The 26,067-nt window shown below is 71.3% G+C and carries 26 protein-coding genes and 1 tRNA gene; 13 read left to right on the top strand and 14 right to left on the bottom strand.

Annotated features, from left to right (window positions below; translation table 11 throughout):
- Window positions 1-67 precede the first annotated feature (67 nt).
- Complete coding sequence (locus ACQ614_RS34980; RefSeq protein ID WP_431683136.1) at window positions 68-1,666, top strand: FAD-binding oxidoreductase; 1,599 nt, start codon at window positions 68-70, stop codon at window positions 1,664-1,666.
- Between the two features lie 190 nt (window positions 1,667-1,856).
- On the opposite strand, the gene ACQ614_RS34975 is transcribed toward ACQ614_RS34980, so the two are convergent.
- Window positions 1,857-2,087 carry a DUF6458 family protein gene (locus tag ACQ614_RS34975; RefSeq protein WP_431683135.1) on the bottom strand — a complete coding sequence of 77 codons (231 nt, stop codon included), beginning with the start codon at window positions 2,085-2,087 and terminating at the stop codon, window positions 1,857-1,859.
- A 17-nt stretch (window positions 2,088-2,104) separates the two neighbouring features.
- On the bottom strand, window positions 2,105-2,374 hold the full coding sequence (locus ACQ614_RS34970; protein WP_431683134.1) for a GlsB/YeaQ/YmgE family stress response membrane protein: 270 nt from the start codon (window positions 2,372-2,374) through the stop codon (window positions 2,105-2,107).
- Between the two features lie 348 nt (window positions 2,375-2,722).
- Here ACQ614_RS34970 and ACQ614_RS34965 point away from each other — a divergent pair.
- Window positions 2,723-2,799: transfer RNA gene (locus ACQ614_RS34965), tRNA-Met, on the top strand.
- 81 nt (window positions 2,800-2,880) lie between these two features.
- Here the strand turns inward: ACQ614_RS34965 and ACQ614_RS34960 are convergent.
- Window positions 2,881-3,177: a hypothetical protein gene (locus ACQ614_RS34960; RefSeq protein WP_431683133.1), complete on the bottom strand. Its 297-nt coding sequence runs from the start codon at window positions 3,175-3,177 to the stop codon at window positions 2,881-2,883.
- A 402-nt stretch (window positions 3,178-3,579) separates the two neighbouring features.
- Here ACQ614_RS34960 and ACQ614_RS34955 point away from each other — a divergent pair, with 402 nt between their 5' ends.
- Together ACQ614_RS34955 and ACQ614_RS34950 are read left to right on the top strand one after the other, a co-directional pair.
- Window positions 3,580-4,020 carry a VOC family protein gene (locus tag ACQ614_RS34955; RefSeq protein WP_431683132.1) on the top strand — a complete coding sequence of 147 codons (441 nt, stop codon included), beginning with the start codon at window positions 3,580-3,582 and terminating at the stop codon, window positions 4,018-4,020.
- 161 nt (window positions 4,021-4,181) lie between these two features.
- On the top strand, window positions 4,182-4,625 hold the full coding sequence (locus ACQ614_RS34950) for a hypothetical protein (RefSeq protein WP_431683131.1): 444 nt from the start codon (window positions 4,182-4,184) through the stop codon (window positions 4,623-4,625).
- Window positions 4,626-4,707: 82 nt separating this feature from the next.
- On the opposite strand, the gene ACQ614_RS34945 is transcribed toward ACQ614_RS34950, so the two are convergent.
- Complete coding sequence (locus ACQ614_RS34945; protein WP_431683130.1) at window positions 4,708-5,028, bottom strand: hypothetical protein; 321 nt, start codon at window positions 5,026-5,028, stop codon at window positions 4,708-4,710.
- A 495-nt stretch (window positions 5,029-5,523) separates the two neighbouring features.
- On the bottom strand, window positions 5,524-6,477 hold the full coding sequence (locus ACQ614_RS34940) for a GlxA family transcriptional regulator (protein WP_431683129.1): 954 nt from the start codon (window positions 6,475-6,477) through the stop codon (window positions 5,524-5,526).
- Between the two features lie 93 nt (window positions 6,478-6,570).
- On the opposite strand from ACQ614_RS34940, the gene ACQ614_RS34935 reads away from it, so the two are divergent.
- The 3 genes from ACQ614_RS34935 (at window position 6,571) to ACQ614_RS34925 (ending at window position 10,324) form a co-directional block, all read left to right on the top strand.
- On the top strand, window positions 6,571-7,164 hold the full coding sequence (locus tag ACQ614_RS34935) for an MBL fold metallo-hydrolase (protein WP_431683128.1): 594 nt from the start codon (window positions 6,571-6,573) through the stop codon (window positions 7,162-7,164).
- 187 nt (window positions 7,165-7,351) lie between these two features.
- Window positions 7,352-8,199, top strand: a protein-coding gene (locus ACQ614_RS34930) for an IS5 family transposase (RefSeq protein WP_431684107.1) whose coding sequence is annotated in 2 segments (ribosomal slippage) — window positions 7,352-7,715 and window positions 7,715-8,199 — 849 coding nt in all. Because the reading frame shifts where the segments join, the coding sequence is not laid out codon by codon here.
- Window positions 8,200-8,569: 370 nt separating this feature from the next.
- Complete coding sequence (locus ACQ614_RS34925; protein ID WP_431683127.1) at window positions 8,570-10,324, top strand: FG-GAP repeat domain-containing protein; 1,755 nt, start codon at window positions 8,570-8,572, stop codon at window positions 10,322-10,324.
- A gap of 146 nt (window positions 10,325-10,470) precedes the next feature.
- On the opposite strand, the gene ACQ614_RS34920 is transcribed toward ACQ614_RS34925, so the two are convergent.
- Entirely contained in the window at window positions 10,471-10,809 is a 339-nt protein-coding gene (locus ACQ614_RS34920) for a cyclic-phosphate processing receiver domain-containing protein (protein ID WP_431683126.1), read from the bottom strand.
- A gap of 120 nt (window positions 10,810-10,929) precedes the next feature.
- Here ACQ614_RS34920 and ACQ614_RS34915 point away from each other — a divergent pair, with 120 nt between their 5' ends.
- Together ACQ614_RS34915 and bla are read left to right on the top strand one after the other, a co-directional pair.
- Window positions 10,930-11,484, top strand: coding sequence for a DinB family protein (locus ACQ614_RS34915; RefSeq protein WP_431683125.1), 555 nt, complete (start codon window positions 10,930-10,932; stop codon window positions 11,482-11,484).
- Window positions 11,485-11,655: 171 nt separating this feature from the next.
- Window positions 11,656-12,582: a class A beta-lactamase gene (gene bla, locus ACQ614_RS34910; RefSeq protein WP_431683124.1), complete on the top strand. Its 927-nt coding sequence runs from the start codon at window positions 11,656-11,658 to the stop codon at window positions 12,580-12,582.
- A 119-nt stretch (window positions 12,583-12,701) separates the two neighbouring features.
- On the opposite strand, the gene ACQ614_RS34905 is transcribed toward bla, so the two are convergent.
- The 4 genes from ACQ614_RS34905 to ACQ614_RS34890 all read right to left on the bottom strand — a co-directional run bounded on the left by ACQ614_RS34905 (window position 12,702) and on the right by ACQ614_RS34890 (window position 16,144).
- The gene (locus tag ACQ614_RS34905; RefSeq protein ID WP_431683123.1) at window positions 12,702-13,793 is read right to left on the bottom strand and encodes a VWA domain-containing protein; all 1,092 of its coding nucleotides are present in this window, start codon (window positions 13,791-13,793) and stop codon (window positions 12,702-12,704) included.
- A gap of 225 nt (window positions 13,794-14,018) precedes the next feature.
- Window positions 14,019-14,768 (bottom strand): SDR family oxidoreductase, encoded by a 750-nt coding sequence (locus ACQ614_RS34900; protein WP_431683122.1) that lies wholly within the window; start codon window positions 14,766-14,768, stop codon window positions 14,019-14,021.
- Between the two features lie 70 nt (window positions 14,769-14,838).
- A complete protein-coding gene (locus ACQ614_RS34895; RefSeq protein ID WP_431683121.1) occupies window positions 14,839-15,570 on the bottom strand; it encodes a dienelactone hydrolase family protein in 732 nt (243 codons plus the stop codon).
- 229 nt (window positions 15,571-15,799) lie between these two features.
- Window positions 15,800-16,144 (bottom strand): hypothetical protein, encoded by a 345-nt coding sequence (locus ACQ614_RS34890; protein ID WP_431683120.1) that lies wholly within the window; start codon window positions 16,142-16,144, stop codon window positions 15,800-15,802.
- A 382-nt stretch (window positions 16,145-16,526) separates the two neighbouring features.
- On the opposite strand from ACQ614_RS34890, the gene ACQ614_RS34885 reads away from it, so the two are divergent.
- The 4 genes from ACQ614_RS34885 to ACQ614_RS34870 all read left to right on the top strand — a co-directional run bounded on the left by ACQ614_RS34885 (window position 16,527) and on the right by ACQ614_RS34870 (window position 21,718).
- Window positions 16,527-17,783, top strand: a complete 1,257-nt coding sequence (locus ACQ614_RS34885; RefSeq protein WP_431683119.1) for a sugar ABC transporter substrate-binding protein — start codon at window positions 16,527-16,529, stop codon at window positions 17,781-17,783.
- A 181-nt stretch (window positions 17,784-17,964) separates the two neighbouring features.
- Window positions 17,965-20,154: a catalase/peroxidase HPI gene (katG, locus tag ACQ614_RS34880; protein ID WP_431683118.1), complete on the top strand. Its 2,190-nt coding sequence runs from the start codon at window positions 17,965-17,967 to the stop codon at window positions 20,152-20,154.
- A 241-nt stretch (window positions 20,155-20,395) separates the two neighbouring features.
- Window positions 20,396-21,049: a GPP34 family phosphoprotein gene (locus tag ACQ614_RS34875; RefSeq protein WP_431683117.1), complete on the top strand. Its 654-nt coding sequence runs from the start codon at window positions 20,396-20,398 to the stop codon at window positions 21,047-21,049.
- Window positions 21,050-21,091: 42 nt separating this feature from the next.
- Complete coding sequence (locus tag ACQ614_RS34870) at window positions 21,092-21,718, top strand: carbonic anhydrase (protein WP_431683116.1); 627 nt, start codon at window positions 21,092-21,094, stop codon at window positions 21,716-21,718.
- A 95-nt stretch (window positions 21,719-21,813) separates the two neighbouring features.
- On the opposite strand, the gene ACQ614_RS34865 is transcribed toward ACQ614_RS34870, so the two are convergent.
- Genes ACQ614_RS34865 through ACQ614_RS34850 form a run of 4 tightly spaced genes read right to left on the bottom strand, consistent with a single transcriptional unit; the run spans window position 21,814 to window position 26,056 of the window.
- On the bottom strand, window positions 21,814-23,001 hold the full coding sequence (locus tag ACQ614_RS34865; RefSeq protein ID WP_431683115.1) for an ABC transporter ATP-binding protein: 1,188 nt from the start codon (window positions 22,999-23,001) through the stop codon (window positions 21,814-21,816).
- 33 nt (window positions 23,002-23,034) lie between these two features.
- Window positions 23,035-23,865, bottom strand: a complete 831-nt coding sequence (locus ACQ614_RS34860; protein ID WP_431683114.1) for a carbohydrate ABC transporter permease — start codon at window positions 23,863-23,865, stop codon at window positions 23,035-23,037.
- On the bottom strand, window positions 23,862-24,791 hold the full coding sequence (locus ACQ614_RS34855; protein ID WP_431683113.1) for a carbohydrate ABC transporter permease: 930 nt from the start codon (window positions 24,789-24,791) through the stop codon (window positions 23,862-23,864). The genes ACQ614_RS34860 and ACQ614_RS34855 overlap by 4 nt, the downstream gene beginning before the upstream one ends.
- On the bottom strand, window positions 24,788-26,056 hold the full coding sequence (locus ACQ614_RS34850; protein WP_431683112.1) for an ABC transporter substrate-binding protein: 1,269 nt from the start codon (window positions 26,054-26,056) through the stop codon (window positions 24,788-24,790). The genes ACQ614_RS34855 and ACQ614_RS34850 overlap by 4 nt, the downstream gene beginning before the upstream one ends.
- Window positions 26,057-26,067 lie beyond the last annotated feature (11 nt).

Genomic DNA, 26,067 nt, shown 5'->3' with positions numbered 1-26,067 from the left:
CCTTGATCTTACCCTGCGGTAATTTACCTCTTGGTAAGTTTCTCTTCCCGCCGCCCGAGGGAGCCCCATGGCCGAGGCCGCCGCACCCCGTACGCACCGCACCCGCTCCTGGTGGGGCTGGGGCTGGGCCGACGCCCACCCCGACGACGCCGAATGCATCGCCATGGGCGCCCTCGTCCCCGGCACCCTGGCCCGCCCGCTGCCCCTGCCGGAGATCGCCGACCTGCGGATCGGCCCGCCGACCGTCACCCCGCCGATCACGCTGGCCCCCCTGGTCACCGCCGACCCGGCGGCACGCGCCTCGCACGCCATGGGCAAGGCCTTCCGCGACGTGGCCCGCGCCCTGCGCGGCCGCCCGGGGCGCATCCCCGACCTCGTCGCCCACCCGCGCTGCGACCAGGACGTCGCGGACCTGCTGGAGTGGGCCGGCGAGCACCGCGTGGCCGTCGTCCCCTATGGCGGCGGGTCCTCGGTCGTCGGCGGCGTGGAGTACCGGGGCGAGGAGCACCGCGGCGTGCTCTCCCTCGACCTCACCGCCATGGACCGCGTCCTGGAGATCGACACCGCCGGACGCTCCGCCCTCGTCCAGGCCGGCATCCTCGGCCCGGCCCTGGAGGACCGGCTGCGGCCGCACGGCCTGACCCTGCGCCACTTCCCGCAGAGCTTCGAGTTCTCCACCCTCGGCGGCTGGCTCGCCACCCGGGCCGGCGGCCACTATGCCACCGGCCGCACCCGCATCGACGACTTCGCCCAGTCCCTCCGGGTGGTCACCCCCGCCGGCACCGGCACCTCCTGGCGGCTCCCCTCCTCCGGTGCAGGCCCCTCCCCCGACCGGTTCTTCCTCGGCTCGGAGGGCGCCCTCGGCGTCATCACCCAGGCCTGGATGCGGCTGCAGGACCGCCCCACCCACAGGGCCTCGGCAGCCGTGGCCTTCGCCGACCTCCAGGCCGCGCTGCAGGCCGTACGCACCATCGCGCAGTCCGACCTCATGCCGGCGAACTGCCGCCTGCTCGACGCCGGCGAGGCCGCCCTCTCCGGCGCGTCCCAGGACGGGTCCGCCGTCCTGGTGCTCGGCTTCGAATCCTCCACCGCCCCCGTCGAGGACCGCCTCGCCCTGGCCGTCGGACTGGCCCGCGCCCACGGCGGCACCACCGGGAGGACCGGGGCCGACGCACCGCCGGACGCCGCGGTCGGGGCCTGGCGCAGCGCCTTCCTGCGCATGCCCTACCTGCGCGACGGCCTCGCCCGGATGGGCGCCGTCGTCGAGACCTTCGAGACGGCCGCCACCTGGGACCGCATCCCGGCCCTGATCGACGACATCCGCAACGGGGTCGGCGCCGCCGCCCGCAAGGCCACCGGCTTCCCCGCCCTCGTCAACTGCCGCCTCACCCACGTCTACCCCGACGGCGCCGCCCCCTACTTCACCGTCATCGCCGGCGGCCGGCCCGGCGACGAGGCCGCCGTCTGGGGCGAGCTCAAGGCCGTCGCGGAGGACGTCCTGCACCGCCACCGCGCCACCATCACCCACCACCACGCCGTCGGCCGCGACCACCGCCGGGCCTACGACCGCCAGCGCCCCGAACCCTTCGCCCTCGCCCTCCACGCCGCCAAGCACGCCCTCGACCCGCACGGCATCCTCAACCCGGGTGTCCTCGTGGGCAGTTGACGGCTCACTGCTCCGGTGCCACCGCGCGCACCGGAGCAGCCCGGCGGGGCCGACCAGACCGGACGGCGGCCGGGTACGTCTCCCGGCACGTCCGACGGCAGCGGACAGGATTCCTCGCTGCCGGCCCGGCGCGGCTCGCTCCCGCCGGTTGGGCATCACGGGGACTTTCTCCCCTGGTTCGCCGGGAACATCACAGACCCCTGTCGCGGCGGGGCTCCACCGGCGGCTCATCGACGACGTGGTCGCGGATCACGTAGCGGTCCCGGTACCGCAGGCCGAGGAAGAGCAGAATTCCCAGCGCTCCGACCGCCATGAGGATGATTCCCACCGTATCGAGGTCGACTTCCGAGACATCCCAGTTCACGGCAAAGGCGAGAATGGCGCCGGCCGCGAGCAGGAATATGGAGACTCCCAGTCCCATTGCTTGTTCCTCCTGATCTACCGTCGGGCGCGCGAGCGTTGCCACAGTGGTGCCGCGAGTGCGACGACCACTACGGCGAAGCCCACCTGGAGCAGGTGCCGGATCCAGTCCACGCCGCCCGTGTGCTCGACGCCGAGCCAGCCGGCGGTCGCGTTGCCGAGCCAGGCGCCGGCCGCTCCGAGGAGCATCGTCAGCCACCACGGGATCGCCTGCCGCCCCGGCAGGATCAGTCTGGCGAGCAGCCCGATCACGAGTCCGATGAGAAGAATCCACAGAATCTGGAACATCCGTCCCACCTCGCGATCATGGGCCCGCCGATCGAACTGAACAAGGTCCTGCAGAATCCGTCTTTCCGGACGCGCGGTTCTCATACCTCTTGTCGATCAGCGACGGGAAGAATCTTCACAGGTGGAATCCGCCCGAGTCCCGGGGAGGACGCTGCGCGGGAGCCGGAGATCACTCGCCCGCCGTCCGCGACACCGTCGGAGAGGCAGAGCCGCCGCGCTGGTGTACGGACCGGCTCTCCTCGCCCAGCCGGCTTTGGCGTGCCCCACCCTGCCCCTGCCCTTCGGTCCGTCCGGGCCGGGAACCGTGTCGCGCCGCGCACCTGACGTGCCGTAGGGTCGCCGCGCCGACGCGGGGTGGAGCAGCTCGGCAGCTCGCTGGGCTCATAACCCAGAGGTCGCAGGTTCAAATCCTGTCCCCGCTACCACCAGGCCGGGCCCGGTACGCCTCGACGTACCGGGCCCGGCCCATTTCGCGTTCACACACGGACATCCCGCTGGGGCGTTCCCTAGCGGGTGACCACGGTGTGCACGGGGTAGATCTTCGGTTCTACGTGCGGGGCGCCGAGCTCGTGCAGGATCGGGACGATGATCTCGCCGAACCGCTGGAAGGCCTCCTCGGACTCCCAGACGTCGACGACGAGCCAGCCGCCCGGAGTGGGCATGGAGGTGTGGGAGATGAGGCCGGGCACGGGCCAGTCTGAGGCCTTCGTGACGGCCCCTTTCCCACCGGTCACCCTGTCCGCACTCTGCTCGTACTGGGCCTGGGTCATGCCCGGGACATCGAAGACTGCAGCGATCGCCATCATGGACTCCGTCTCGGATGGGCATGGTCCACCCCAGTCGATCACCGCAGCGGGCGACACACGCGCCGGCCTGCGCCGAACGGACGCCCCGGGGCACGTACAGCCGTCGCCCTGCGCCGCGCGACCGCCTTCATCGGGGACAGCGCCCATCGGCCCCCCGGCTCCAGGACTTCCAGCCGTAGCACCCCCACCGCCGAGCCTTCCCCGTCGGGGCGCTGGTCACGTCCGGTGGACGGCGTGCACCGGAAGCCCGACCCGCTTCCCCTCGACCTCGTTGTGCTGCGCCGACAGTCCTGGACGACAGATCGGCGGACGTGGCGGAGGATGTCGAGAACGGCCCGGCGGCTCCGTCCCAGGGGCGGATGCGGCCACCGTGGCCGTACCTCACCGAGGAGACCCGGCATGACGATCCAGCGGATGGACAACGTCCTCATCGTTGTCGAAGACCTTGACGCTGTCGTTTCGTTCTTCGTCGAACTCGGCATGGAGCTGGAGGGCAGGGCGCCGATCGAGGGGCGCTGGGTGGAGCGTGTCATCGGGCTGGACGACGTCCGGCAGGAGATCGCGATGCTGCGGACCCCGGACGGCCACGGCCGGATCGAGCTGGCGATGTTCCACTCGCCGAAGGCGGTCGGCGCCGGGCCGAGGGACGCACCGACGAACACGCTGGGCATCCGCCGCATCATGTTCGCCGTCGACGACATCGAGGACGTCGTTGCCCGCCTGCGCACCCACGGCGCCGAACTCGTCGGCGAGCTGGCGCAGTACGAGGACGTCTATCGGCTCTGCTACGTCCGCGGTCCCGAGGGCATCATCGTCGGACTGGCCGAGCAGCTCAGCTGAAGACGGCCGGCTCCGCGAGTCGGGCACCCGCCACGGCCTCGGCCCCGAAGGACTCGGCCGGAGCGCGGCCGAACGGCGTCCCCGCCGCCACCCGCCGGGCGTTCGGTGACGGCTGAGAAGCCGCTGCCCATGACATCCCGGCCGGCGCGGCCCTCGCCCACGTGGTGGTGGCCGCCGGGGGCGGGCCGGTCGAGGTGGCGCCCGGTCCGGTCGCCGGACTCCTCGGCCGGGCCCTCGCCGCACTGCTGCCCTCCGGGGAGGGCGCGAAGCGCCTGGACCTGGCGGGGCCGGGCGTCGGCGAGCCGGCCGCCGACCTGGTGCTCGTGCCGGTCCATCCGCAGACCGGGAAGGTGTGGCAGCCGAGCGGCGGCGCAGTGGCCGTTCCCGTCGAGGCCGCACTCTGGGCCGAGTTGGCCTTCCCGCCCCACCGGACCCGGCTGCCGGTGATCGGCGGGCTGCCGGCGGGCGTCGAGCGGGACGATCCGCTGCCGCCGCACCCGCGGGTGCCGTTACGGCCGTCCGACGCTGCGTTCCGGTACACGCCGGCGCGGATGCCCGCCGTCCGGGAACCCTGGCTGCGGGAGATCCGCGGTCGCAGGTACTGACCCGCCAGGGATCCCGGCACACCCGTACGGTCGGCCCGGACGGCACGGACGGCGTGGTCGTGGACCGGGCCACCGCGTCTTGTCACCGGGCCCAGTCGGGCCTGGGCAGGAAGGCGGGGTAGCCCGGGTGCTCGGCCCACGTCTGGGCGGTCTTGGTCAGCGCCTCCCAGCAGACCGCGACAGTACGGGCGTTGGGCTCGGAGGCCTGGGTCAGCTCGTACAGCGCGGTGCCGCCGAGGTGCACGGTGGCGATGTGGAGGCCGGCCTCGGTCCGGCGGATGCCCTCGGCGGCCTCGCCGCCGACCTCCTCGACGGCGAAGACCCGGTCGCGGGCCTCGCGGGCGCAGCGGTCGATGAAGGCGACCACGGTGTTGATCTGTTCGGGTGTGGGGGTGGTGGGCATCGAGCTCCTCGGCTCTCTCATCGGCGCGCTTCCCTGCGCGGCGGTGTCCGGTCCTGCGGGAGTTCCCCGACCTGATCACCAGCCGCACGGCAGAGATCAGCATGCCCCGCGTACCCGAGGGGGATGCCGCCCGACGTCCCCGAGTGAACCGGGCCGTCGGGCCGCCCGGGGTCAGTTGCAGGAGTGCCGGGGAGCGATGTGGTCGACGACCGCCGGTGCCACCGCTGAGGGTCGGGACGGTCTTGGTGTGGACCAGGTTCGCCGCCACCCCTTCCCGGGTGCAGCCGTACGCGTCGGCCTCCGCGGCGGGTGCGGTGGCGAGCATGGTGGCACCGACGGCTGCCGCGAGGGCCGGCGCGGTGACGGTGTTGCGCATGCGCGTAAGAGTGTTGCCGCTCCTTCGAACTGATGGGCCGTCGCAGCCCAGCAAGTGGTCCACCGATCTGCAGAGCCGCCCCGAGCCGGCGGGGAGCCTGCGGCGACTTGCCCGGTCCGCTACGGCGTGCTGGTGAAGGCGCGCCGGTAGGAGCGGGGAGGCACTCCGCGGCGCCGCACGAACTGCTCGCGCAGCACCGCCGCGCTCTGGTAGCCGACCCGGCGGGCGATCTCCTCGATGGGGAGGTCCGTGGTCTCCAGGAGTTCCTCGGCTCTGCTCAGGCGGAGGCTGCGCAGCCAGGCATGCGGGGTGGTGCCGGTCGCGGCGGTGAAGCGGCGGGCGAAGGAACGTTTGCTCATCATGGCGCGGCGGGCCAGTTCCGTGACCGGCAGCGGCTCGTGGAGGTGCTCGCGGGCCCAGCCCAGGACCTCGGCGAGCCGCTCGTCCCGGCCGTCCTCGGGCACGGGCGCGGCGAGGTACTGGGCCTGCCCGCCGTCGCGGTGGGAGGGCAGCACCACGTCCCGGGCGACGGCGTTGGCCAGCGCGGCGCCGTGCTCCCGCCTCAACAGGTGGAGGCACAGGTCGAAGCCTGCGGCCGCTCCCGCGCCCGTGACGATGCTCCCTTCGTCGATGTAGAGCGCGTCGGCGTCCACGGTGACCTCCGGGTGGCGGTCGGCGAGCAGTGCGGCGAACCGCCAGTGGGTGGTCGCCCGTCGGCCGTCGAGCAGTCCTGCGGCGGCGAGCGCGAAGGTGCCCACGCAGTGGGCGGCGACCACGGCGCCGCGTTGGTGCGCGGACCGCAGTGCGTCGAGCACGGCGGGGGCCGGCGGTGTCCGGAATCCGGCCCCGGGCAGGGCGATGAGCAGGTCGGCGTCGGCGAGCCGGTCCAGTCCGTGCGCGACGGACAGCGGCACGCCGTGGTCGGTGGGCACAGGCCCGGGCCGATCGGCGCACAGGGCGAGGTCGAAGCCGGGCAGTGCCGCGCCGTGGGGGCCGAACACCTCGGTGACGATGCCGAGGGCGAGCATGCCGACACCGGGAGGGGCGTACGCGGCGACGGTCCTGAAAGGCATGGTCGGAGTGTGGCACACGGTTGGCACAAATCCTGCGATCAGAGGCAGCACTGCCACTCGCATGCCACCCCCGTGCCCGGAACGATGGAGGCCATGACAGACGCACCGCTCGGCCGCAGCGCCACCTTCAAGGTCCTGACCACCGGCTACGTGGGTTCCACCGGCCCCGGGGTCGCCGCCACCGTCTCGTACGTCTTCGACGCGGGCCGGCACGTGATCTTCGACCCGGGCATGGTGGCGAGTCCCGACCACATCCTCGCCCCGCTCGCGGAGCTGGGCCTCGGCCCCGAGGACATCACCGACGTGGTGCTCAGCCACCACCACCCCGACAACACCATGAACGCGGGTCTCTTCACCCGGGCCCGGGTGCACGACCACAAGGTGGAGTACCGCGGTGACCAGTGGACGAACCGGGACGCGGAGGGCCACGAACTCACCCCGTCGCTGCGGCTGATCCGCACCCCGGGCCACAGCCCCGAGGACATCACGCTGCTGGCGGGCACGGACTCGGGCGTGGTCGCCTTCGCCGGCGACCTGTGGTGGCACGCGAACGGGCCGGCGGACGATCCGGTGGCCCCGGACCGCGAGGTGCTGCGCGCCTCCCGGCTGCGGGTGCTGGCCGCGGCGGACCTGATCGTGCCCGGCCACGGCGGCCCGTTCAGGGCCGACGAGACCACCCCGCGCTAGTCTCCTGACCGCGAGGGTGCGTGACGGGGTTCGGTCAGGAACGACAGCACCGTTCGTCCCCGTCACCGCCGCGGCCCTCCGGCACCGCGGCCACCGGCCGGGCGGGAGGCGAGGTCCGGGCCTGCTGTCGGGTTCCTAGGGTCCGTCTTCAAAGATGATCAAGCGATGAGAGATCATGTCGGGCGTGATGCGCCGTCATGGGCTTTCGGATGCCGGGTGGGCCGTGCTCTCGCGGTTCCTGCCCAGCTCTGGAACCGCGGGCCGGCCACGCGGTGATGACCGGGTGGTACTGAACGGGATCGTGTGGAAGCTGCGTACGGGTTCGGCCTGGCGCGATGTGCCGGAGCGGTACGGCTCCTGGCAGACCCTGTACACGCGTTTCCGCAGGTGGGCGCTGGACGGCACGTTCTCGCGCATGTTGCGGCAGGTTCAGGCGGAGAAGGACGCGGCCGGGGACATCGACTGGCTCGTGTCGGTGGACTCGACGATCGTGCGGGCCCACCGGCACGCCGCCGGCGGGAAAAGGGGGCCCTCGACCGGGACGAAGCGGGTGATCGCGCCCTCGGCCGATCCCGTGGCGGACTGAGCACCGAGGTCCACCTGGCCTGCGACGGACGCGGACGCCCGCTCGGCTTCGTCCTGACCGGCGGCAACCGCAACGACTGCACCCGCTTCGAGGCCGTCATGGCCGACATCCGTGTCCCCCGGGTCGGACCGGGGCGAGCACGCACACGGCCCGACCACGTCGTCGCCGACAAGGGCTACGGCTCCCGCAGGATCCGCGCGTACCCACGCGGACGCGGCATCCGGCACACCGTCCCCGAGCGCGCCGACCAGGCGCTGAACCGCCTGAACCGGGGCACACCCGGCGGGCGGCCACCCGGCTTCGACCGGCGGATCTACCGGCTCCGCAACGTCGTGGAGCGGTGGTTCAACCGGCTCGAGCAGTGGCGCGGCCCGGCCACCCGCTACGACAAGACCCGCGAGTCCTACCGGGCCGCCGTCACCATCGCCTCGATCCTGCTCTGGATCTGATCCTTGAAGACGATCTCTATGCGAGCGTCGCCGAACTCGCCGCGCAGCAGAGTCGCGAGTCCGGGGTCCCCGGGTGCGGCGCGGCCCGGCCGAATGTCTGGTAGCCCAGCGTCTCGCGGAAGTCGGTCATGGTGTCCGGTCTCCCCCGGACGGTGGGCCCGGCCTTTCGGCCGGCGAGTGTGTTCGCCGCCTGTCGGGCTCCACGGCGCATCGTCGGAGAGGCGGAGGGGAGAAGCTTCACAAGGAATCCACAAAATCGGTCCGTACGGTGCGGGAAGGAAGTGGGGACCGTTCACGCGCCGACGCGTGTCCCGGTCGCGGGGCACGAGGCGCCCGGGTGGGTCCACACGTTCGATCCCGAGGGGGGATCTTGACCGCACCGTACCGCGGACGCCTGAGGGTCCTGGCCGCCGGGGGCGTCCTCGCCCTGGCTGCCGGCGCTCTCGCCACCGCCCCGAGCTCGGCCGCCCCGCAGCACCGCGCGGCCGACCCCGTCGTCGCGCAGCCGGTGACCGACGCCGCACCGGTGTCGGACCCCGATGCCGCGCCGCCCGGCGCCGGCGGGTATCCGACCGTCGTCATGCCCGCCCTGTCCGCGCCGTCCGAGCAGGCGACCGTCGTTGCCAAGCCGCGGCACGACGTCGACGGCGACGGCCGCAGTGACCTGATCTCCATGGAGTACGACCAGTCCACGGCCGTCTACCTGACGTCGCTCCGGGAGTGGAGCGACTACGCGATCTCCAAGACCGACCCCGACGCCTCGTTCAAGGACCTGCTGCCGGTGGGTGACGTGGGCGGCACGAGCAAGCCCGAACTGCTCTCCCTCTCCTTCGACGGCGTCCTCACGCTCTACGAGGCCGGCCCGACCTCCACCTCGGCGCCCCTGTGGTCGGGCACCGGCTGGCAGAAGTACAACCGCCTCATCGCCACCGGGGACATCACGGGAGACCGTCACCCCGACCTGCTGGCCCGTGACTTCGCCGGTGACCTGTGGCTCTACACGGGGACCGGTACGGTCACCAAGCCCTTCGACGCGCGGGTCAAGGTCGGCTCCGGCTGGGGGATCTACGACCAGATCGTCGGGGCCAGCGACGTCGACGGCGACGGCCTCGGCGACGTCCTCACCCGCACCCTGACCGGCGACCTGTGGTTCCACAAGGGGGCCGGCAGCGCCACCGCCCCGCTCAAGGCCCCGGTCAAGGTCGGCACCGGCTGGAACGCCTACAACGTGATCACCGGCCCGGACGACTGGGACGGCGACGGCCTGAGCGACCTGCTCGCCCGCGACCGTGACGGCGTGCAGTACTGGTTCAAGTCGACCGGCGGCGGGCACTTCGCCGCGCCGGAGTACTTCGGCGACGGCTACGAGTTCAACAGGTTCATCGTCGGTGCCGGCACCACGCAGCTCTACGGCAAGTCCCAGAACGTCATGACCCAGACCGACGGCACCCTGGTCAAGTACGAGGCGCTGGCCGACGGTACCTACCGGACGCCGCCGACCGGGGTCGGCACGGAGCCGCGCGGTTCCCGCAACACGTACGCCACCGGGCTCAACAGCCACAACCACGCCATCTATGTGCAGAACATCGGCAGCGACCTGTACATCCGGGGCAAGAAGGTCAGCTCGACCTGGAACTACAACCTGATGGTCGGCCCCGGCGACCTCACCGGCGACGGCAAGGGCGACCTGCTCAGCCGCGACGCGGCCGGAGTCCTGTGGCTGCACCCCGGCGACGGGGCGGTGTACCCCAGGCTCGGCACGCCGATCAAGGTCAGCAGCGGCTGGAACGCGTACAACGCGCTGGTCGGCGCCGGCGACTACTCCGGCGACGGACGGCCCGACCTGCTCGCCCGGGACACCTCCGGCCGGCTGTTCCTCTTCAAGGGCACGGGGACGTCCACCGCGCCGTTCGCCGCCCGGGAACAGATCGCCACCGGCTGGGACGTCTACGACATGCTGCTCGCGCCGGGTGACATCGACGGGGACAGCAAGGGCGACGTGCTCGCCCGGGTCAAGAACGGCGACATGTACCGGTACTCCTCGACCGGCAAGGCCGGCACCGCGACCTTCGCCGCCCGGGTGAAGTTCGGCGCCGGCTGGAACATCTACACGAACATGCTCTGATCCCGTCCTTCGGACCCCAGCGGCGGGCCCCAGCCGCGACCAATGAGCCGTACACGGTCACCCAGCCGGGCGTCCGTGTACGGCTCATGACGGCGCATCACGCCCGACATGATCTCTCATCGCTTGATCATCTTTGAAGACGGACCCTAGGCCGTTGCCCGCCGGACCCGGTAGGCCCAGTGTGTGAGCGACCTGACGACGGTTTCGGCGCCGATGGGGTTGGCGCTGTGAACGTAGACCGTTCCGATCCGGAAGGGCCGTCCGCTGAAGGCGGCTTCTTCCATGAGGGTCACCACGGGCATGATGCTGTCGTCGCCGCCGAGATCGTGGTCGAGCCACAGCTCGTCGATGAAGCTGTCCCGGTGCTCCTCCAGGAGCTGGATGCCTTCGCGGCTGGTGCGCGCGATCCGCGTGGCTCCGGGGAGTGCCCGAAGGTCGTCTATGCCGAGGATGACGGGTGCCGGTGCGGCCTGACCCTCTTTCATCTGATCATCATCGCAGACGGGGCGGCCCCGATTCATTTGGAATTCAGGACGAGAACTGACCTGAACGATCCCTAACGTGGTACCTGACCGACGGAGCAAAAAACCCGGAAGGCAGACACCTTGAACGAGACCCGGACGATCGACGAGCCCACCACTGCACCCGCACCCACCGGCGAGCGCGCCGACCTGCTGGTGGCGCTGGCCAAGCAGCGCAGGTTCCTGCGCTTCACCACCCGCGACCTCACCGACGAGCAGGCCGGCCGGCGGACCACGGACAGCGAACTGTGTCTGGGCGGCCTGATCAAGCACGTCGCCTCGGTCGAGCGGACCTGGGCGGCCTTCATCCAGGAGGGGCCGTCGGCGATGCCCGACTTCACCTCCTGGACCGAGGCCGACTTCGCCCGCCGGGCCGACGAGTTCCGGATGCTGCCCGGCGAGACGCTCGCCGGCGTGCTGGCCGACTACGAGGAGGTCGCCCGCCGCACCGACGACCTGGTCGCCGTGCTCCCGGACCTGGACGCCGGCTGGCCTCTGCCGAAGGCCCCGTGGTTCGCGGCCGACGAGGAGTGGTCGGCCCGCCGCGTCCTGCTGCACATCGTCGCCGAGACCGCCCAGCACGCCGGCCACGCCGACATCATCCGCGAGTCCCTGGACGGCGCGAAGAGCATGGGCTGACCGCGGCCGCCACCGTGCGCGGCCCCGACCGCAAGAAGCGGGACGGGGTCGTGCACGGTGGCGGCACGGCCGCGGCTCGCGCGGAGCCACAGCCGAATCAGGTAGGACGAACTGAGCGGGGCTCAGAGGTGTCCCCTCCCATGACGGACTTCGGGCAGAGGGGATGCGGACGTGACGACGACCGATGGACACGCGAGTCGCCGGGCGGTCCTGGGCATGGGCGCCGGGACGGTTCTGGCCGCCGTGACGTCGATGGGTGGGCCGGCCCGTGCGGCGAGCAGGACGCCCCGGCGCGGGGACGACGTCACCCGGGCGCTGGCCGACCTCGAGCGTGAGCACGGTGCCCGGCTGGGCGTTTTCGCGCGGAACACGGTCACGGGCGCGCAGGTCCTGCACCGTGCGCACGAGCTGTTCCCGATCTGTTCCGTGCACAAGATCGTGACGGTCGCCGCCGTGCTGCGGGACCTCGACCGGGACGGGGAGTTCCTCGCCCGGCGCATCCGCTACACCGGCAAGGACGTCGCCGATGCGGGCTACGCGCCGGTCACGGGCACTCCCGAGCACCTGGCGGCCGGCATGACGATCGCCGAACTGTGCGCCGCGGCGCTCGACCACAGCGACAACGCCGCCGACAACCTCCTGATGCGCGAGTTGGGCGGCCCCTCGGCGATCACCCGCTTCTGCAGGTCACTCGGTGACAGGGTGACCCGCCTGGACCGCTGGGAGCCCGCGCTGAACTCCGCCGAACCGGGGCGTCCGACCGACACGACCACTCCGGTCGCCATCGCGCGGACACTCGCGCACCTCGCCCTCGGCACGGCACTCGCCCCGAGGGACCGGCGACAGCTGACCGAGTGGCTGCTCGCCAACACCACCGGCGCTGCCCGCCTGCGCGCCGGCCTGCCCGGGCACTGGGCCCTCGCGGACAAGACCGGCACCGGGAACTACGGAACCACCAACGACGTGGGCATCGCCTGGACCGCCGACGGCACCCCCTTGGTGCTGTCCGTCCTGTCCACCGGGACGGACCCGGACGCCACCGCCGACGAACCCCTGATCGCCCGCACAGCCGCCCTGCTCGCGCCGGCGCTCCGCTGACATCCCGCGGGCCGCCCGGCCGGCGCGGCCCGCAGGCGGCGGACGTCCGGGTCTCCGGTAGAAGGCTCCCGGGAGCCGACAGCGCCCCGCCGGGTCCGTGACCGGATCGCGGTTCTCACTCACAGCATGACGAGCAGCTTGGTGCCCGGCACCAGCTTCCGGTTGACGGAGGTCGACTGGACGAACACGGTGTACGACGGGTTCTCGCCCGGCTTCACCGAGACCTCCGACGCCGGCAGGCCGAGGAGCCGGCGGGCCGCCGGGCCCGAGAACACCCTGCCCGTCATCCGGCCGGTGGCCGGGTCCTTCTCCGCCACGGCGAGCTGCTTGCTGCCCTGGATCTTCTCGCGCTTGGACAGCTCGTAGAAGGCGCAGCCGGTCTTGTACGGGTGCCCGGCGCTGGTGACGAAGTCGCGGATCGGTGTCTGCTCGTCGACCGGGACCAGGATGTACTTGCCGGTGTCCAGGGCATCGAGATTGGCCTTCACGTCGGCCGTGCTCAGGTCCTGGCCCATGGCGAACAGGTTCCTGGTGCCGCGCACGCCCTGCTCGCGGCCCCGCAGGAAGCTCGTGGCAGCCGACTTGACGGTGCTGATGGCCTCCTCGACGCCCTTGCTGGAGTCCGCGTCCCAGATCGCGATGTTGCCCGCCGGGAAGCCGTACTCCTGAGCGGTGCGCTTGGCCAGGGAGTTCGGGACCAGGATCGCCGAGGTCCAGTGGTCGGGGAGCTCGTCCATGGCGCTCTGGATGCGGCCTATCCAACTCTTCAGGACGGCGGCACCCCGGCCGGCGGCCATGCGGGTGTGCATCTGGCCGGACTCCGAGCAGCCGGAGGCGTTCTCCTCGCCGTCGGTGACGACGACCTGGAGGAAGGAGTGCTCCCCGTACCCCTCCCAGATGTTCTTCAGGTCGTCGACGGACTTCACGGCCGCCTCGATCAGTGCCGTCGCACCGTTGTTGACCTCGTAGAGGCCCCGCAGGGACGGCAGGTGCTTGACGTCCATGTCCCAGACGAGGTTCTGCACCTCGTGGTCGAAGGCGTAGAGGCTGATGCGCGTCTCGTGGCCGAGCCGGTCGGACTCCTCCTGGAGGCCCTTCACGAACTCGTCCACCACCCGGACGAGCTGTGCCTCGTGCTGACGCATCGAGCCGGACTTGTCGACCACGAGCGAGACGTGGTTGACCTTGTGCTTGATCCTCTTCGCGGACATGGCTCTACCCCTTTTCCAACGCTCTTTTCGACGCCTTTTCCGGCGCCCCCTCCGACGTTGTTCCCACACTACGGGTGAGCACTGACAAGCCTTCTGACCTGGGGTTATGAGGGCATCGATTTCCTGCTCCCCAAGAGAACGGGTACTGACCGACAGGCGGAACATGCCGTCGGACGGGATCCCGCTCCTCGAATTCCTTGAAAAGGGGTGCACGCGGCCGGGACGTCAGTGGAGTTGGCCGGTGGGGCGGACGACCACGGTGTTGACGTCCACGCCCTTCGGCCGGCCGAGGGCCCCGACGACGGCATCGGCGATGTGCTCCACGGTGAGGACCGGGCCGGGTGCGACGGTGTGGTCGGGGTGGGTGCTCCAGAAGGGGGTGTCCACGCGGCCGGGAGCGACCGGGGTGACGCCGGCCCCGGTGACCAGCACCCTGGTGTTCTCGGCGAGCGCCGTCAGCGCGGTCCTGGAGATCGAGTACGTGTTGCCTGGGGTGTTCTTGATGCCCGCGGTGCTGCCGATCAGGACGATCCGGCCGCCGCTCTCCTTGAGTGCGGGCAGCGCGGCCTTGACGAGCAGTGCCGGGCCGAGGACGTTGACCAGCAGCATCTCGCGCCACTTGTCCGGGTCGCCGTCGGCCAGGTTGTCGTGGGTGGAGAAGCCGGCGTTGGCGATGACGTGGTCGAGCCGGCCGAAGTGCTCGGCCGTCGCCTTGACCGCGACCGAGACGGCCTCGTAGTCGGTGATGTCCGCAGCGACGGGCAGAACGGCGTCGCCGGCGCCGAGTTCGGCGGCGAAGCGGGCGAGGCGGGCCCGGTCGCGGCCGTTCACGGCGACCCGGTGCCCGGCGGCCAGCAGGCGCCGGGTGGTCGCGGCGCCGATTCCGGTGGCTCCGCCGGTGATCAGCGTGACGGGCGCTGCGGCGTCTCGTCCGGTGCTCACGAGTCCCCCGATGACGGTGTGAGTTGTCGTCATGACGGCCCGGGCGGCGCTCCGACCGGCAGGGATGCCGATCGGAGCGCGGCGGTGTGCGGACCGGGGGTTGTCAGCCGAGGTGGCGGGTGAAGAACCGGATGTTGCCGTCGAGTTCGAAGGCCGGGACCTCGGCGTGCTTGCCGGGGTTGGCGTGCAGGGTCTTCTCGGTGGAGGCGATGGCGTCGAACAGGGCCAGGCCGGCGGCACGCGGCACGCGCTCGTCGTCCCACTGCAGGAGGAACTCCACCGGGACGGTGATCCTCGCGGCGTCCTCGGCCGAGGCCGTCGCCCCGCCCAGGCCCAGCACGGCGGCACGGATGCGGGGTTCGGCGGCGACGAACGGGACGCCGAGCCCGCAGCCCAGCGAGATCCCCCAGTATCCGACCGGGCCGGCGCCCACGTGTTCGAGCTGCTGGACCGCGTCCAGGACCGACTGCCACTCCGGGACGGTCCGGCCTGCCACGAGGGCCTGGAACTCGGCAATCAGCAGGGCCAGGTCCTCGCCGGCCTCGACGCGGGCCCGGTTCTCGGTCGCGATCCGGTCGAACTCCTCGTCCACCGGCCGGTCGCCGTGGCCGGGCACGTCGACCGCGACCACGGCGAAGCCGCACTCGGCGGCGAAGCGGCGCGCACGGGCCTCGATGTCGGGGTCCTTCTTGTGCCGACCGCCGCCGTGCCCCATCACGATCAGGGGGCGGGTGCCGGTGGCGTCTTCCGGGGTCCACAGCACACCGGGTACGTCACCCAGGTCGAAGAGCTGTTCGCGGACACCGCGGGACGACGATTCGGAGGTGAAGCGCATGGCGTTCCAAGCCTTTCGGGATGCCTTGTGCGGGCACTCCCCAGGCCATGCGAGGGAGGGAGGCCCGACCTGTGACAGCGTTGATCGGTCTCACCTCCTCGGGTTCGCAGTGGCGCACGGCGGCACAGAAAGTATCACGAAGCACTTCGGCCGCGTACCACCGAATGCCGGTGATCCCCGTCGATCTGATGATGCATCCGGCCGGTGGCGGGGCGGCGCCGACGGTGCGTCAGCGTGCGGGGCTCGCCGCGGAGGTGTCGACGGTCTCCAGAACGGTCTTGAGGTTGGTGAGCCCCGACTTCAGCGTCGCGGCACTCGCCGTGACCGCAGCGGGAACGTTTCCGCTGGTGGACGTCGCGTCCTTGCACGCCGCTGCGCCCTGACCCAGCTGGCCGACGGCGGCCGCCCACGAGTACTGGATCTTCTCGTCCGGCACGGGGGCGTAGGCCTCCGCCTTCTGGACATCACCGACCAGCGCACCGCACCAGGTGTTCAGGCGGGTGAGGCCGACCTGCGTGTAGCCGCCCGAGTTCATCGTCTCGATGCCGTCGAGGACGTGGCCCGTGCTGGTCACCAGGGTGGTGATCCTGTCCTTCCCACCCGATGCGTACCACTTCGCCGTGCTCTGCCCGGCATTGTCGGCAGAGGGCGACTGGCTACCGCTACAGGCCGTGAGCAGCGCAGCGGCGGAGACGACGGCCAGTGCGACGGCGCGAACACGCATGGGACCCCCAAGGTCGAAGGAGGACCACACTGCCAGGTGCCGACCCGTCTGGGAAATCCCGTAGTTCCGTCGCCCCTCGCGACGCCCTGTCGGGGACGCCCGCGCTGCAAATGCTTTGAAAGCGTTCACGAAACTTTCTGAAAGGCGTTGCCCTCCCGGGGTGGCGTTGCTAGCTTCTGCGCACCCGGCTGCTCCCGCCGGCCACCCACCCCCACGAACCTGGAGCAAACGCGTGCGCAGACATCTCGCACTCCTCGCCGCCACGATCTGCCTGTCCCTCGGCCTGACCGCCTGCGGCTCGGGCTCGTCCTTCGGTTCGGCGTCCGAGGACGCCCCGAACGGGACGCTGGTGATCTGGGCCGACGAGAAGCGCGCCGAGGCGCTCAGGCCGTTCGCGGACGCCTTCGCCGCCAAGCACGGCGCCAAGGCGGAGATCGTCGCCGTAACGGAGAACCAGCAGGAGACGTTCATCAGGGCCTCCCGGGCGGGCACGGGCCCGGACGTCATGATCGGCGCCCACGACTGGATCGGCAACCTCGTACTGAACGGCTTCATAGACCCCATCCTGGTGCTCGACAACAAGATGGAGGACTACGTGGACGTCGCCCGCAGGGCGGTGATGTACAACGGCCAGTTCTACGGCATTCCGTACGCGGTGGAGAGCCTGGTGCTGTTCCGCAACACCGAACTCGCTCCCGGCACCCCCGGGACCTTCGACGAGCTGGTGGCGACCGGGGAGGCGCTCCGGAAGGCCGGCAAGGTGTCCCAGGCGCTCGGGTACACCGTCAGCCAGTCGGACGGGAAGTCCGGTGACACGTACCACATGTACCCGCTGTTCAGCTCCGGCGGCGGCTACCTGTTCGGCGACGACGGGCGGGGCAACGCCAATCCGTCCGACCTCGGCGTCGGGAGCCCCGCGTCGGTCGCCGCGATCGAGAAGATCGCGGCGCTGGGAGAGAAGGGGAAGGGGGTCCTGCGCCGCTCCTACACCTCCGAGAACACGGCGGCCGCCTTCACCTCGGGGAAGACCCCCTTCCTGGTGTCCGGCCCGTGGCGCCTGGCGGACGTGCGGGCCGCAGGGACCAAGTACGCCGTCTCCCCCGTGCCCGGATTCGCGGGCGAGGACCCGGCCCGGTCGTTCGTCGGCGTCCAGTCGTTCTTCGTCGCCAGCAAGGGTGCGCACAAGGCGCTCGCCCACAAGTTCGTCCTCTCGACGCTCGGCTCCGTCGAGCTCGCCGACGCCCTGTACAAGACCGAACCCAGGATGCCGGCCCTGAAGGAGGCCCTCGCCCACGCGCGTGCCACCGACCCCGACCTCGCGGCTTTCGAGCAGGCCGCGCAGGCCGGCGTGCCGCTGCCGTCGCTCCCTCAGATGGGCGCCGTCTGGGGACCGTTCAACGCGCTGATCTACTCGGCGGTCAAGGGCGATCCGGTGGCGCCGGCAGTCGCCGCCGCGGACCAGGCCATCAAGGCCCAGCTTCCCAAGTGACCCGGAAGGCCTGAACCGGGAACCTCCGGGGATCACACGTCACGCGATCCACCACCCGTGACGATTCTCCCGCACAGGCGGGAGCCGGCGTTCTGCGTGTTCTTCCCGCCGTACGGTCCACGGTGCGGGACGATATGGGTGAAAGGGTACAAATAGACCGATCGAGGAAGAAGGGGCGGACGTGTCCGGCAGCGAGAGCGAGAACCCAGCAATTCCCTCCCCCACCCCCACGTCGACCCGCCCCAGGACGAACCGGGACTGGTGGCCCGCCCAGCTGGACCTCCAGGTGCTGCGCCAGAGCTCACCCGGTTCCGATCCGATGGGCGAGGACTTCGACTACGCGGCGGAGTTCGCCACCCTGGACGTGGACGCGCTGAAGCGGGACGTCATCGAGCTGATGACGGAATCGCAGGACTGGTGGCCCGCCGACTACGGCCACTACGGACCGCTGTTCATCCGGATGAGCTGGCACGCCGCCGGCACGTACCGCATCGCGGACGGCCGGGGCGGCGGCGGCAGCGGCGCCCAGCGCTTCGCGCCGCTCAACAGCTGGCCGGACAACGCCAGCCTGGACAAGGCGCGGCGGCTCCTGTGGCCGGTCAAGCAGAAGTACGGCCGGAAGATCTCCTGGGCCGACCTTCTCGTGTTCGCCGGCAACTGCGCCATGGAATCCATGGGATTCAGGACGTTCGGCTTCGGCTTCGGGCGCGAGGACATCTGGGAGCCCGAGGAGATCTTCTGGGGCTCCGAGGACACCTGGCTCGGCGACGAGCGCTACAGCGGCGACCGCGAACTCGCCAATCCGTTCGGCGCCGTGCAGATGGGGCTGATCTACGTCAATCCGGAGGGCCCCAACAGCAACCCGGACCCGCTGGCCGCCGCCCGCGACATCCGGGAGACCTTCGGGCGCATGGCCATGAACGACGAGGAGACCGTCGCACTCATCGTCGGCGGCCACACCTTCGGCAAGTGCCACGGCGCCGTCGACCCGTCGTACCTCGGCCCGGAACCCGAGGCCGCTCCCCTCGAGCAGCAGGGCCTGGGCTGGCACAACACGTACGGCAGCGGCAAGGGCGCCGACACGCTCACCAGCGGGCTCGAGGGCGCGTGGACCAACGAGCCGACGACGTGGGACAACGGCTACCTGGACAACCTGTTCCGGTACGACTGGGAGCTGACGACCAGCCCCGCCGGGGCCCACCAGTGGAAGCCCACCGACCCGGCGGCGCAGGGCACCGTGCCGGACGCGCACGACCCGTCGAAGCGGCACGCCCCCATGATGCTGACGACCGACCTCGCGCTGCGGGAGGACCCGGTCTACGCGCCGATCTGCAGGCGCTTCCACGAGAACCCCGACCAGCTCGCCGAGGCGTTCGCCAAGGCCTGGTACAAGCTGCTGCACCGCGACATGGGCCCGGTGTCCCGTTACCTCGGGCCGTGGGTTCCCGAACCGCAGCTGTGGCAGGACCCGGTCCCCGAAGTCGACCACGAACTGGTCGCGGACGAGGACATCGCCGCCCTCAAGGACCGGATCGTCGACTCCGGCATGGGCATTCCGCAGCTGGTCACCACGGCGTGGGCGGCGGCGGCGAGCTTCCGCGGCACCGACAAGCGCGGCGGGGCCAACGGGGCGCGGATCCGGCTGGCGCCGCAGAAGGACTGGGAGAGCAACGACCTGCCCGAGGTGGTCGAGACGGTAAGGCGGCTGGAGGAGATCCAGCGGGACTTCAACGGCGCCCAGACCGGCGGCAAGAGGATCTCGCTCGCCGACCTGATCGTCCTGGGCGGCTGCGCCGCGGTCGAGCGGGCCGCGCGGAACGCCGGGCACGCCGTCACGGTCCCGTTCGCGCCGGGGCGCACGGACGCCTCGCAGGAGCAGACCGACGTGGAGCCGTTCGCCGTGCTCGAACCCCGGGCGGACGGGTTCCGCAACTACCTGCGGGACGACGAGAAACTGTCGCCGGAGACCCTGCTGCTCGACCGGGCCAGCCTGCTGACGCTGACCGCGCCCGAGATGACCGTCCTGGTCGGCGGCATGCGGGCGCTGAACGCGGGCTTCCGGGGTTCCCCGCACGGCGTCCTCACGCAGCGTCCGGAGACGCTGACCACGGACTTCTTCGTCAACGTGCTCGGCATGGGCACGGAGTGGAAGGCGTCGGAGTCGGACGCGAACGTCTTCGAGGGGCGGGACCGTGCGACGGGCGAGCTGAAGTGGACGGCCACCGCCGTCGACCTCGTCTTCGGCTCGCACTCCCAGCTGCGCGCCGTCGCCGAGGTCTACGCCTCCGCGGACGCGGACGAGAAGTTCGTGCGCGACTTCGTGGCGGCGTGGAACAAGGTGATGAACCTCGACCGGTTCGACCTGCGCTGAGCAGCTGAGCCGCGGTGTCCGGCCGGCCCCGGTGGGCCGGCCGGACACCGTCGTGCACGAGCCCCGGGGCGGGCGTGGCGCTGACGGGGGTGGACCGTGTTCCGGCTCCCGTCCACGTCCCCCGGCCGGCCTCTGTGGGACCGGGGGACGATGGCCGGCCGGACGGATACTCCTGCGGGCGGAGGGCGGCCCGTCCTGCGGTTCGATGGCGCGCGGGCGGGCGCGCCGTATCGTCGGCGCCATGAGCCGAGGACTGCATCTGGCCGCCTACCTGCTGGCCTTCGACACCCGCGCCCAGACCCTGCAGGACCGCACCCGCGCCGGCTACCTGCTGCGCGCCGCCGCCCTGGCCGAGCTCGCCCACCGGGGTTCCGCAGCCGAGAACAGGGCGGGCCGGGTCCAGGTCGTCTCCGCCGACCCCACCGGGGACCGCGTCCTGGACACGCTGCTCGCCGAACTCGGCGACCGTCCCCGCACCTGGAAGTCGTGGATCAGGCGCAGCCGCGACGACACCCTGGAGGCCGTCGAGGAGCAGCTCGCGACGCTCGGCGTCATGGCCATGGCGGACCGCAACCCCTACGGCCCCGTCGCGCCGCACCGGACGGTGGCGATGGACGACCCGCGCGAGGCCCTGGACCTCCAGGCGCGGGTGGCCGAGCTCGTCCGCGGCAGCTCCCCCGTCGCCGAGGCGCCGTTCGCCGACGCGGTCCTCGCGGCACTGGCCGCCCACGGCCATCTGCGGCTGGTGCTCTCACGCCACGACCGGAAGGCCCACGCCGGGCGGATCACCGCACTCACCGACCGCCTCGCCGACCGGACCCCGGGCCTGGCCGGGGCGGTGAGCGGGTTGAACCTGACCATGGTCGCCGGCCGGGGAGGGATGGGCGGCACCTGACCGGGGCGCAGCACGTAGGCTGCCGCCATGACCGGTGATCGAATGACTGTCCACGTTGCCCTGGAGACACTGCTGGCCGGCAACCGGCGTTTCACCACGGGTACCCCCGAGCACCCGAACCAGGACGCCGCGCGCCGTGCCGCCACCGCCCCGGCCCAGAGCCCCTTCGCGGTCCTGTTCGGCTGCTCCGACTCCCGCCTCGCAGCGGAGATCATCTTCGACCGGGGCCTGGGCGACCTGTTCGTGGTCCGCACCGCCGGCCACGTCATGGGCCCGGAGGTGCTCGGCAGCATCGAGTACGGCGTGAGCGTGCTGGGCAGCCCGCTGGTCGTGGTCCTCGGCCACGACTCCTGCGGGGCGGTGGCCGCCACGCGGGCCGCCGTCCAGGACGGCACCACCGTCAATGGCTACGTGCGCGACGTGATCGAGCGCGTCACGCCGAGCGTCCTGGCCGCCCGGGCCGCCGGCCACACCGACGATGCCGACTTCATCGACACCCACATACGGCACACCGTCGACCTGTTGCTGGAGCGCTCGCGCACCCTCGCCGACGCCGTCGACGCCGGCACCACCGCCGTGGTCGGCCTGTCCTACCGCCTCGCCGACGGCACCGCCCACCTCGTCACCGCCCGCGGCCTGGAAGTGCCCGCCGGCTCCCCCGGCCGCTGAGCCGCGCGCCGGTGCCGTCGCCGCCGCGCCGTCCGGACCGAAGAGCGGCCGGCGGCTCGGCGCCGGTCCGGGGAATGGTTCGGCGCCGGTCGGCGTCAGTTCGCGGCCTGCTCGGGGCGGGTCAGGTTGGCGCCGGTCGCGGGGTCGAAGACGTGAATGCTGGCGGTGTCGATCCACAGCTCCAGCGGGCTGCCCTCGGCGGCCCGGGTGGCGGTGTTCAGCCTGGCGACCACCCGCTGCTCCTGCATGCCCGTGTCCGCCCGTCCCGAGTCGGCGGCGAGTTCGGCGAGCTCCTCGGTACGGGCGGGCCCGCCCTCCTCCGCGAAGTGCACGTACACGTCGGATCCCACGGACTCCCGGACCTCCACGGTGACGGTGCAGGTGATGCCGCCCGCGTGCTCGTCGATCAGCGAGGCGTCCTCGAACGCCTCGGGACGGATGCCCACGATGAGGTCGCGCGGCGCGTCCGCACGCTCCAGGGCGCGTCGGATCCGGTCGTCCAGCGGGATGTCGCCCAGCGAGGTGCGCAGCGTGCTCTGTTCGAGCGTTGCGCCGAGGAAGTTCATGCCGGGCGAGCCGATGAAGCCCGCCACGAACAGGTTCACCGGTGCGTCGTACAGGTGCTGGGGTGAGCCGACCTGCTGCACGACGCCGGCGCGCATGACGACCACCCGGTCGCCGAGGGTCATGGCCTCGACCTGGTCGTGCGTGACGTAGACGGTGGTGGTGCCCAGGCGCCGTTGGAGGGCGGCGATCTGGGTGCGCATCTGGACCCGGAGCTTGGCGTCGAGGTTCGACAGCGGCTCGTCCATGAGGAACACCTTCGGGTCCCGGACGATGGCGCGGCCCATCGCGACGCGCTGGCGCTGTCCGCCGGAGAGGTTGGCGGGTCTGCGGTCGAGGTGCTGGGTCAGGTCGAGGATGCGGGCGGCCTCCTCGACCTTGGCGGCGATGGCGGCCTTGTCGACCTTGGCCAGGCGCAGGGCGAAGCCCATGTTGTCGCGGACGGTCATGTGCGGGTAGAGGGCGTAGCTCTGGAAGACCATGGCGATGTCGCGGTCCTTGGGGGCGCGGTCGTTGACGATCTGCCCGCCGATGCTCAGTGTGCCCTCGGTGATGTCCTCCAGCCCGGCGATCATGTTGAGGGTGGTGGACTTGCCGCAGCCGGACGGGCCGACGAGGATCACGAACTCTCCGTCGGCGATGGTGAGGTTGAAGTCTCGGACGGCGAGTGCGCCGTCGGGGTAGCGCTTGGTGATGCCGTCGAGGACGATCTCGGCCACGGTTCGCCTTCCTGGTCCGCCCGGTGGGCGGTCTCATCCCTTGACTGCGCCGGCGGTCAGGCCGGCGACGATGCGGCGCTGGAACAGCAGAACGAAGATCACGATCGGAATGGTGATGACCACCGCGGCGGCCGCGATGGATCCGGTCGGCTGCTGGAACTGGGAGCTGCCGGTGAAGAAGGCGATCGCCGCCGGGACCGTCCTGGCCCGGGTGGTGGAGGTCAGCGAGATGGCGAACAGGAAGTCGTTCCAGCAGAAGATGAAGACGAGGATGCCGGTGGTGAACACCCCTGGCGCGGCCAGCGGGGCGATGACCAGGCGGAAGGCCTGCCACGGTGTTGCGCCGTCCACCTTGGCCGCCTTCTCCAGGTCCCAGGGGATCTCGCGGAAGAACGCCGACAGGGTGTAGATCGCCAGCGGCAGCGAGAACGTCATGTACGGGATGATCAGCCCCAGCCAGGTGTCGAAGATCCCGAGCGCGCGCTCGATGTTGAACAGCGGTGACACCAGCGAGATCGGCGGGAACATCGCGATCAGCAGGGAGACCCCGATCAGCAGCCGCTTGCCGGGAAAGCGCAGCCGGGCCACCGCGTAGGCCGCCATGGTGCCGAGGACGACGGCGACGGTGGTGGCGATCACCGAGATGCCGATCGAGTTGACCAGGGCGCGGGTGAACTCCGAGGTCTCGAAGATCCCCTGGTAGTTCTCCCAGGTCCACTCGCGGGGGATGAAGTCGCCGTCGGTGAGGGTGCTCGGGTCCTTGAAGGACAGCGCGACGATCCACCAGACCGGGAAGAGCGCGTAGAGGACGACGATCAGGTTGGCGACGCCCCAACCGGTCAGAGTGCGGGTGCGGTTGTTCATCGGCGCTCCGGTTCGCCACCCGGCGCCGCGGCGCCGAAGATCTTGATGAAGACGAAGGCGATGATCGCCACGCAGAGGAAGATCAGCACCGAGATCGCCGACCCGATGCCGAGGTTGAGGGCGGTGAAGAGGTTGTCGTAGCCGAGGATCGAGACGGAGCCGGTGTCGTTGGAGCCGCCGGTCAGGACGTAGATGTTGTCGAAGATGCGGAAGGCGTCCAGGGTGCGGAAGAGCAGGGCGACCAGGATTGCCGGCTTCATCAGCGGAATGATCACCAGTCGCAGGCGCTGTCCGAAGGTCGCGCCGTCCACCATCGCCGCCCGGACGGTCTCGTCGGGGACGAGAGCCAGGCCGGCCAGCAGCAGCAGGGCCATGAACGGCGTGGTCTTCCACACCTCGGCGAGGATGATCAGGCCGATCGCCTGCCAGTGGTCGGTGAGCGGGGCACTGCCCTCCGGCAGCAGCGCCGCGAGGTACCCGATGCCGGGTGTCCAGGCGTACTGCCACGAGTACGCGGCGACCACGGTCACGATGCCGTAGGGGACCAGCACCGCGGTGCGGACGGTGCCGCGCCCGAACACCGCCCGGTGCATGACCAGCGCGAGCACCATGCCGAGCACCAGCTCGATCGCCACCGAGACCACGGTGATCAGCACGGTGACCCACAGCGCCTGCCACCAGAACGGGGAGCTCAGCACCGCGCCGTAGTTGGACAGGCCCACCCAGTGGGCCTGGCTCGGGAACCGGAGGTCGTAGCGCTGCAGTGACAGGTAGACCGCGTACACGATCGGGTAGGCGGTGACCGCCAGCATCACGATCGCGGCGGGCGCGCACAGCAGCAGGCCCAGCCGGCGCTCCTGACGGGCGCCCTCGGACTCCGCGGTCCTCTTGCCGGCCCGGTCGCCGGATACGGTGGCAGGTGTCACGGGATCAGCCCCTTGGAACCGAGGGCATCCTCGATCTGCCCGCGGAGATCGGCGACGGTGCTCTCCGGATGGATGTCGGCGGGCGGCGACAGGGTGTGCGAGATGGCGATCGACACGTTCTGGTAGGCCGGTGTCTGCGGCCGCACACTCGCAGTCTCCAGTGCTGCCAGCACGTCCGCCGCGAACGGGTAGCTCTGGGTGAGCTCGGCTGCCTGGTACAGGCTGCGCAGCGACGGTGGCAGGCCGCCCTTCAGCGCGTTGGTGAGCTGGTTCTCGCGGTCCCGCAGGCACAGGGTGGCCTCGTACGCGAGATCCGGGTGCCGGCCGTACGCGCCGACGGCCAGGTCGATCCCGCCGATCGTCACACTGGCCGGCCGGTCGGGCAGCACGGCCGGGTACGGCGCCCAGCGGAAGTGCTCGAACAGCTCGGGCTGGTTGGCCTTCATCGACGGGTAGACGAAGGGGTAGTTGAGCTCGAAGGCCGCCGTTCCGGACTCCATCGCCAGCCGGTTCTGGTCCTCCATCTGGTTGGGCAGTGAGGGGTCGGCGGCCGCCGACGTGGCGGTGTCGTGCATCACCCCGGCGGCGACGACCGCGGGAGGACCGAGCGAGGGCGCCTGCGCGTCCGGGGTGAGGATCGAGCCGCCGGCGCTGGTGATCAGGGTGTTGAACCACACCGTCAGGCCCTCGTACTGCGCGCCCTGGATCTCCACGTAGTGCGGCTTGCCCTGCTTCGCCAGCGCGTCCGCCTGGGCCAGCATCTCCGCCCAGGTCTTCGGCGGGTTCGGCACCAGATCGTCCCGGTACCACAGCAGCTGCGTGTTGGAGTTGTACGGCACCGCGAACAGGCGGCCCTTCCAGGTCGCGGTCTGCACGGCCGCCTCAAGGGTGTCCGCGGTGGCCTGCTCCTTCATCGCACCGGTCCACTCCCGGATCCACCCCGCCTCCGCGAACTCGGCCGGCCAGGTGACGTCCAGGCCGAGGATGTCCACGCCCGTGTCGTGCGCGGCCATCCGGCGCACCAGCTGCTGGCGCTGACCGTCGGCGCCACGCGGCAGCTTGTTGTACTTGATGGTGTACCGACCGCCCGACTGCTGACCGCAGCGGTCCGCCGCCTGCTGGAGAGCGCCCGAGTCGTCGGGGAAGTTGTACCAGTTCAACGTCACCGGCCCGCCCTGCCCGCTGCTCCCGCAGCCGGCCAGGACCGACGCGGCGACGCAGAGCCCCGCAGCCGCGTTCAGCCACCGTGAGCGGAAGGTGCGCATTCCCGGCCTCT

This window comes from Kitasatospora dryopteridis (assembly GCF_050749075.1).
In the GTDB taxonomy this organism is placed as follows: domain Bacteria; phylum Actinomycetota; class Actinomycetes; order Streptomycetales; family Streptomycetaceae; genus Kitasatospora.
The sequence above is the reverse complement of the archived record's forward strand: the minus strand, read 5'-3'. Positions and strand labels throughout refer to the sequence as shown.

Bases quoted from the DNA above. Each gene is read 5' to 3' on its own strand.
- ACQ614_RS34980 (WP_431683136.1), top strand. From the start codon at position 68: ATGGCCGAGGCCGCCGCACCCCGTACGCACCGCACCCGCTCCTGGTGG.
- ACQ614_RS34975 (WP_431683135.1), bottom strand. From the start codon at position 2,087: ATGGGACTGGGAGTCTCCATATTCCTGCTCGCGGCCGGCGCCATTCTC.
- ACQ614_RS34970 (WP_431683134.1), bottom strand. From the start codon at position 2,374: ATGTTCCAGATTCTGTGGATTCTTCTCATCGGACTCGTGATCGGGCTG.
- ACQ614_RS34960 (WP_431683133.1), bottom strand. From the start codon at position 3,177: ATGGCGATCGCTGCAGTCTTCGATGTCCCGGGCATGACCCAGGCCCAG.
- ACQ614_RS34955 (WP_431683132.1), top strand. From the start codon at position 3,580: ATGACGATCCAGCGGATGGACAACGTCCTCATCGTTGTCGAAGACCTT.
- ACQ614_RS34945 (WP_431683130.1), bottom strand. From the start codon at position 5,028: ATGCCCACCACCCCCACACCCGAACAGATCAACACCGTGGTCGCCTTC.
- ACQ614_RS34940 (WP_431683129.1), bottom strand. From the start codon at position 6,477: ATGCCTTTCAGGACCGTCGCCGCGTACGCCCCTCCCGGTGTCGGCATG.
- ACQ614_RS34935 (WP_431683128.1), top strand. From the start codon at position 6,571: ATGACAGACGCACCGCTCGGCCGCAGCGCCACCTTCAAGGTCCTGACC.
- ACQ614_RS34920 (WP_431683126.1), bottom strand. From the start codon at position 10,809: ATGAAAGAGGGTCAGGCCGCACCGGCACCCGTCATCCTCGGCATAGAC.
- ACQ614_RS34905 (WP_431683123.1), bottom strand. From the start codon at position 13,793: ATGTCCGCGAAGAGGATCAAGCACAAGGTCAACCACGTCTCGCTCGTG.
- ACQ614_RS34900 (WP_431683122.1), bottom strand. From the start codon at position 14,768: ATGACGACAACTCACACCGTCATCGGGGGACTCGTGAGCACCGGACGA.
- ACQ614_RS34895 (WP_431683121.1), bottom strand. From the start codon at position 15,570: ATGCGCTTCACCTCCGAATCGTCGTCCCGCGGTGTCCGCGAACAGCTC.
- ACQ614_RS34875 (WP_431683117.1), top strand. From the start codon at position 20,396: ATGAGCCGAGGACTGCATCTGGCCGCCTACCTGCTGGCCTTCGACACC.
- ACQ614_RS34870 (WP_431683116.1), top strand. From the start codon at position 21,092: ATGACTGTCCACGTTGCCCTGGAGACACTGCTGGCCGGCAACCGGCGT.
- ACQ614_RS34860 (WP_431683114.1), bottom strand. From the start codon at position 23,865: ATGAACAACCGCACCCGCACTCTGACCGGTTGGGGCGTCGCCAACCTG.
- ACQ614_RS34850 (WP_431683112.1), bottom strand. From the start codon at position 26,056: ATGCGCACCTTCCGCTCACGGTGGCTGAACGCGGCTGCGGGGCTCTGC.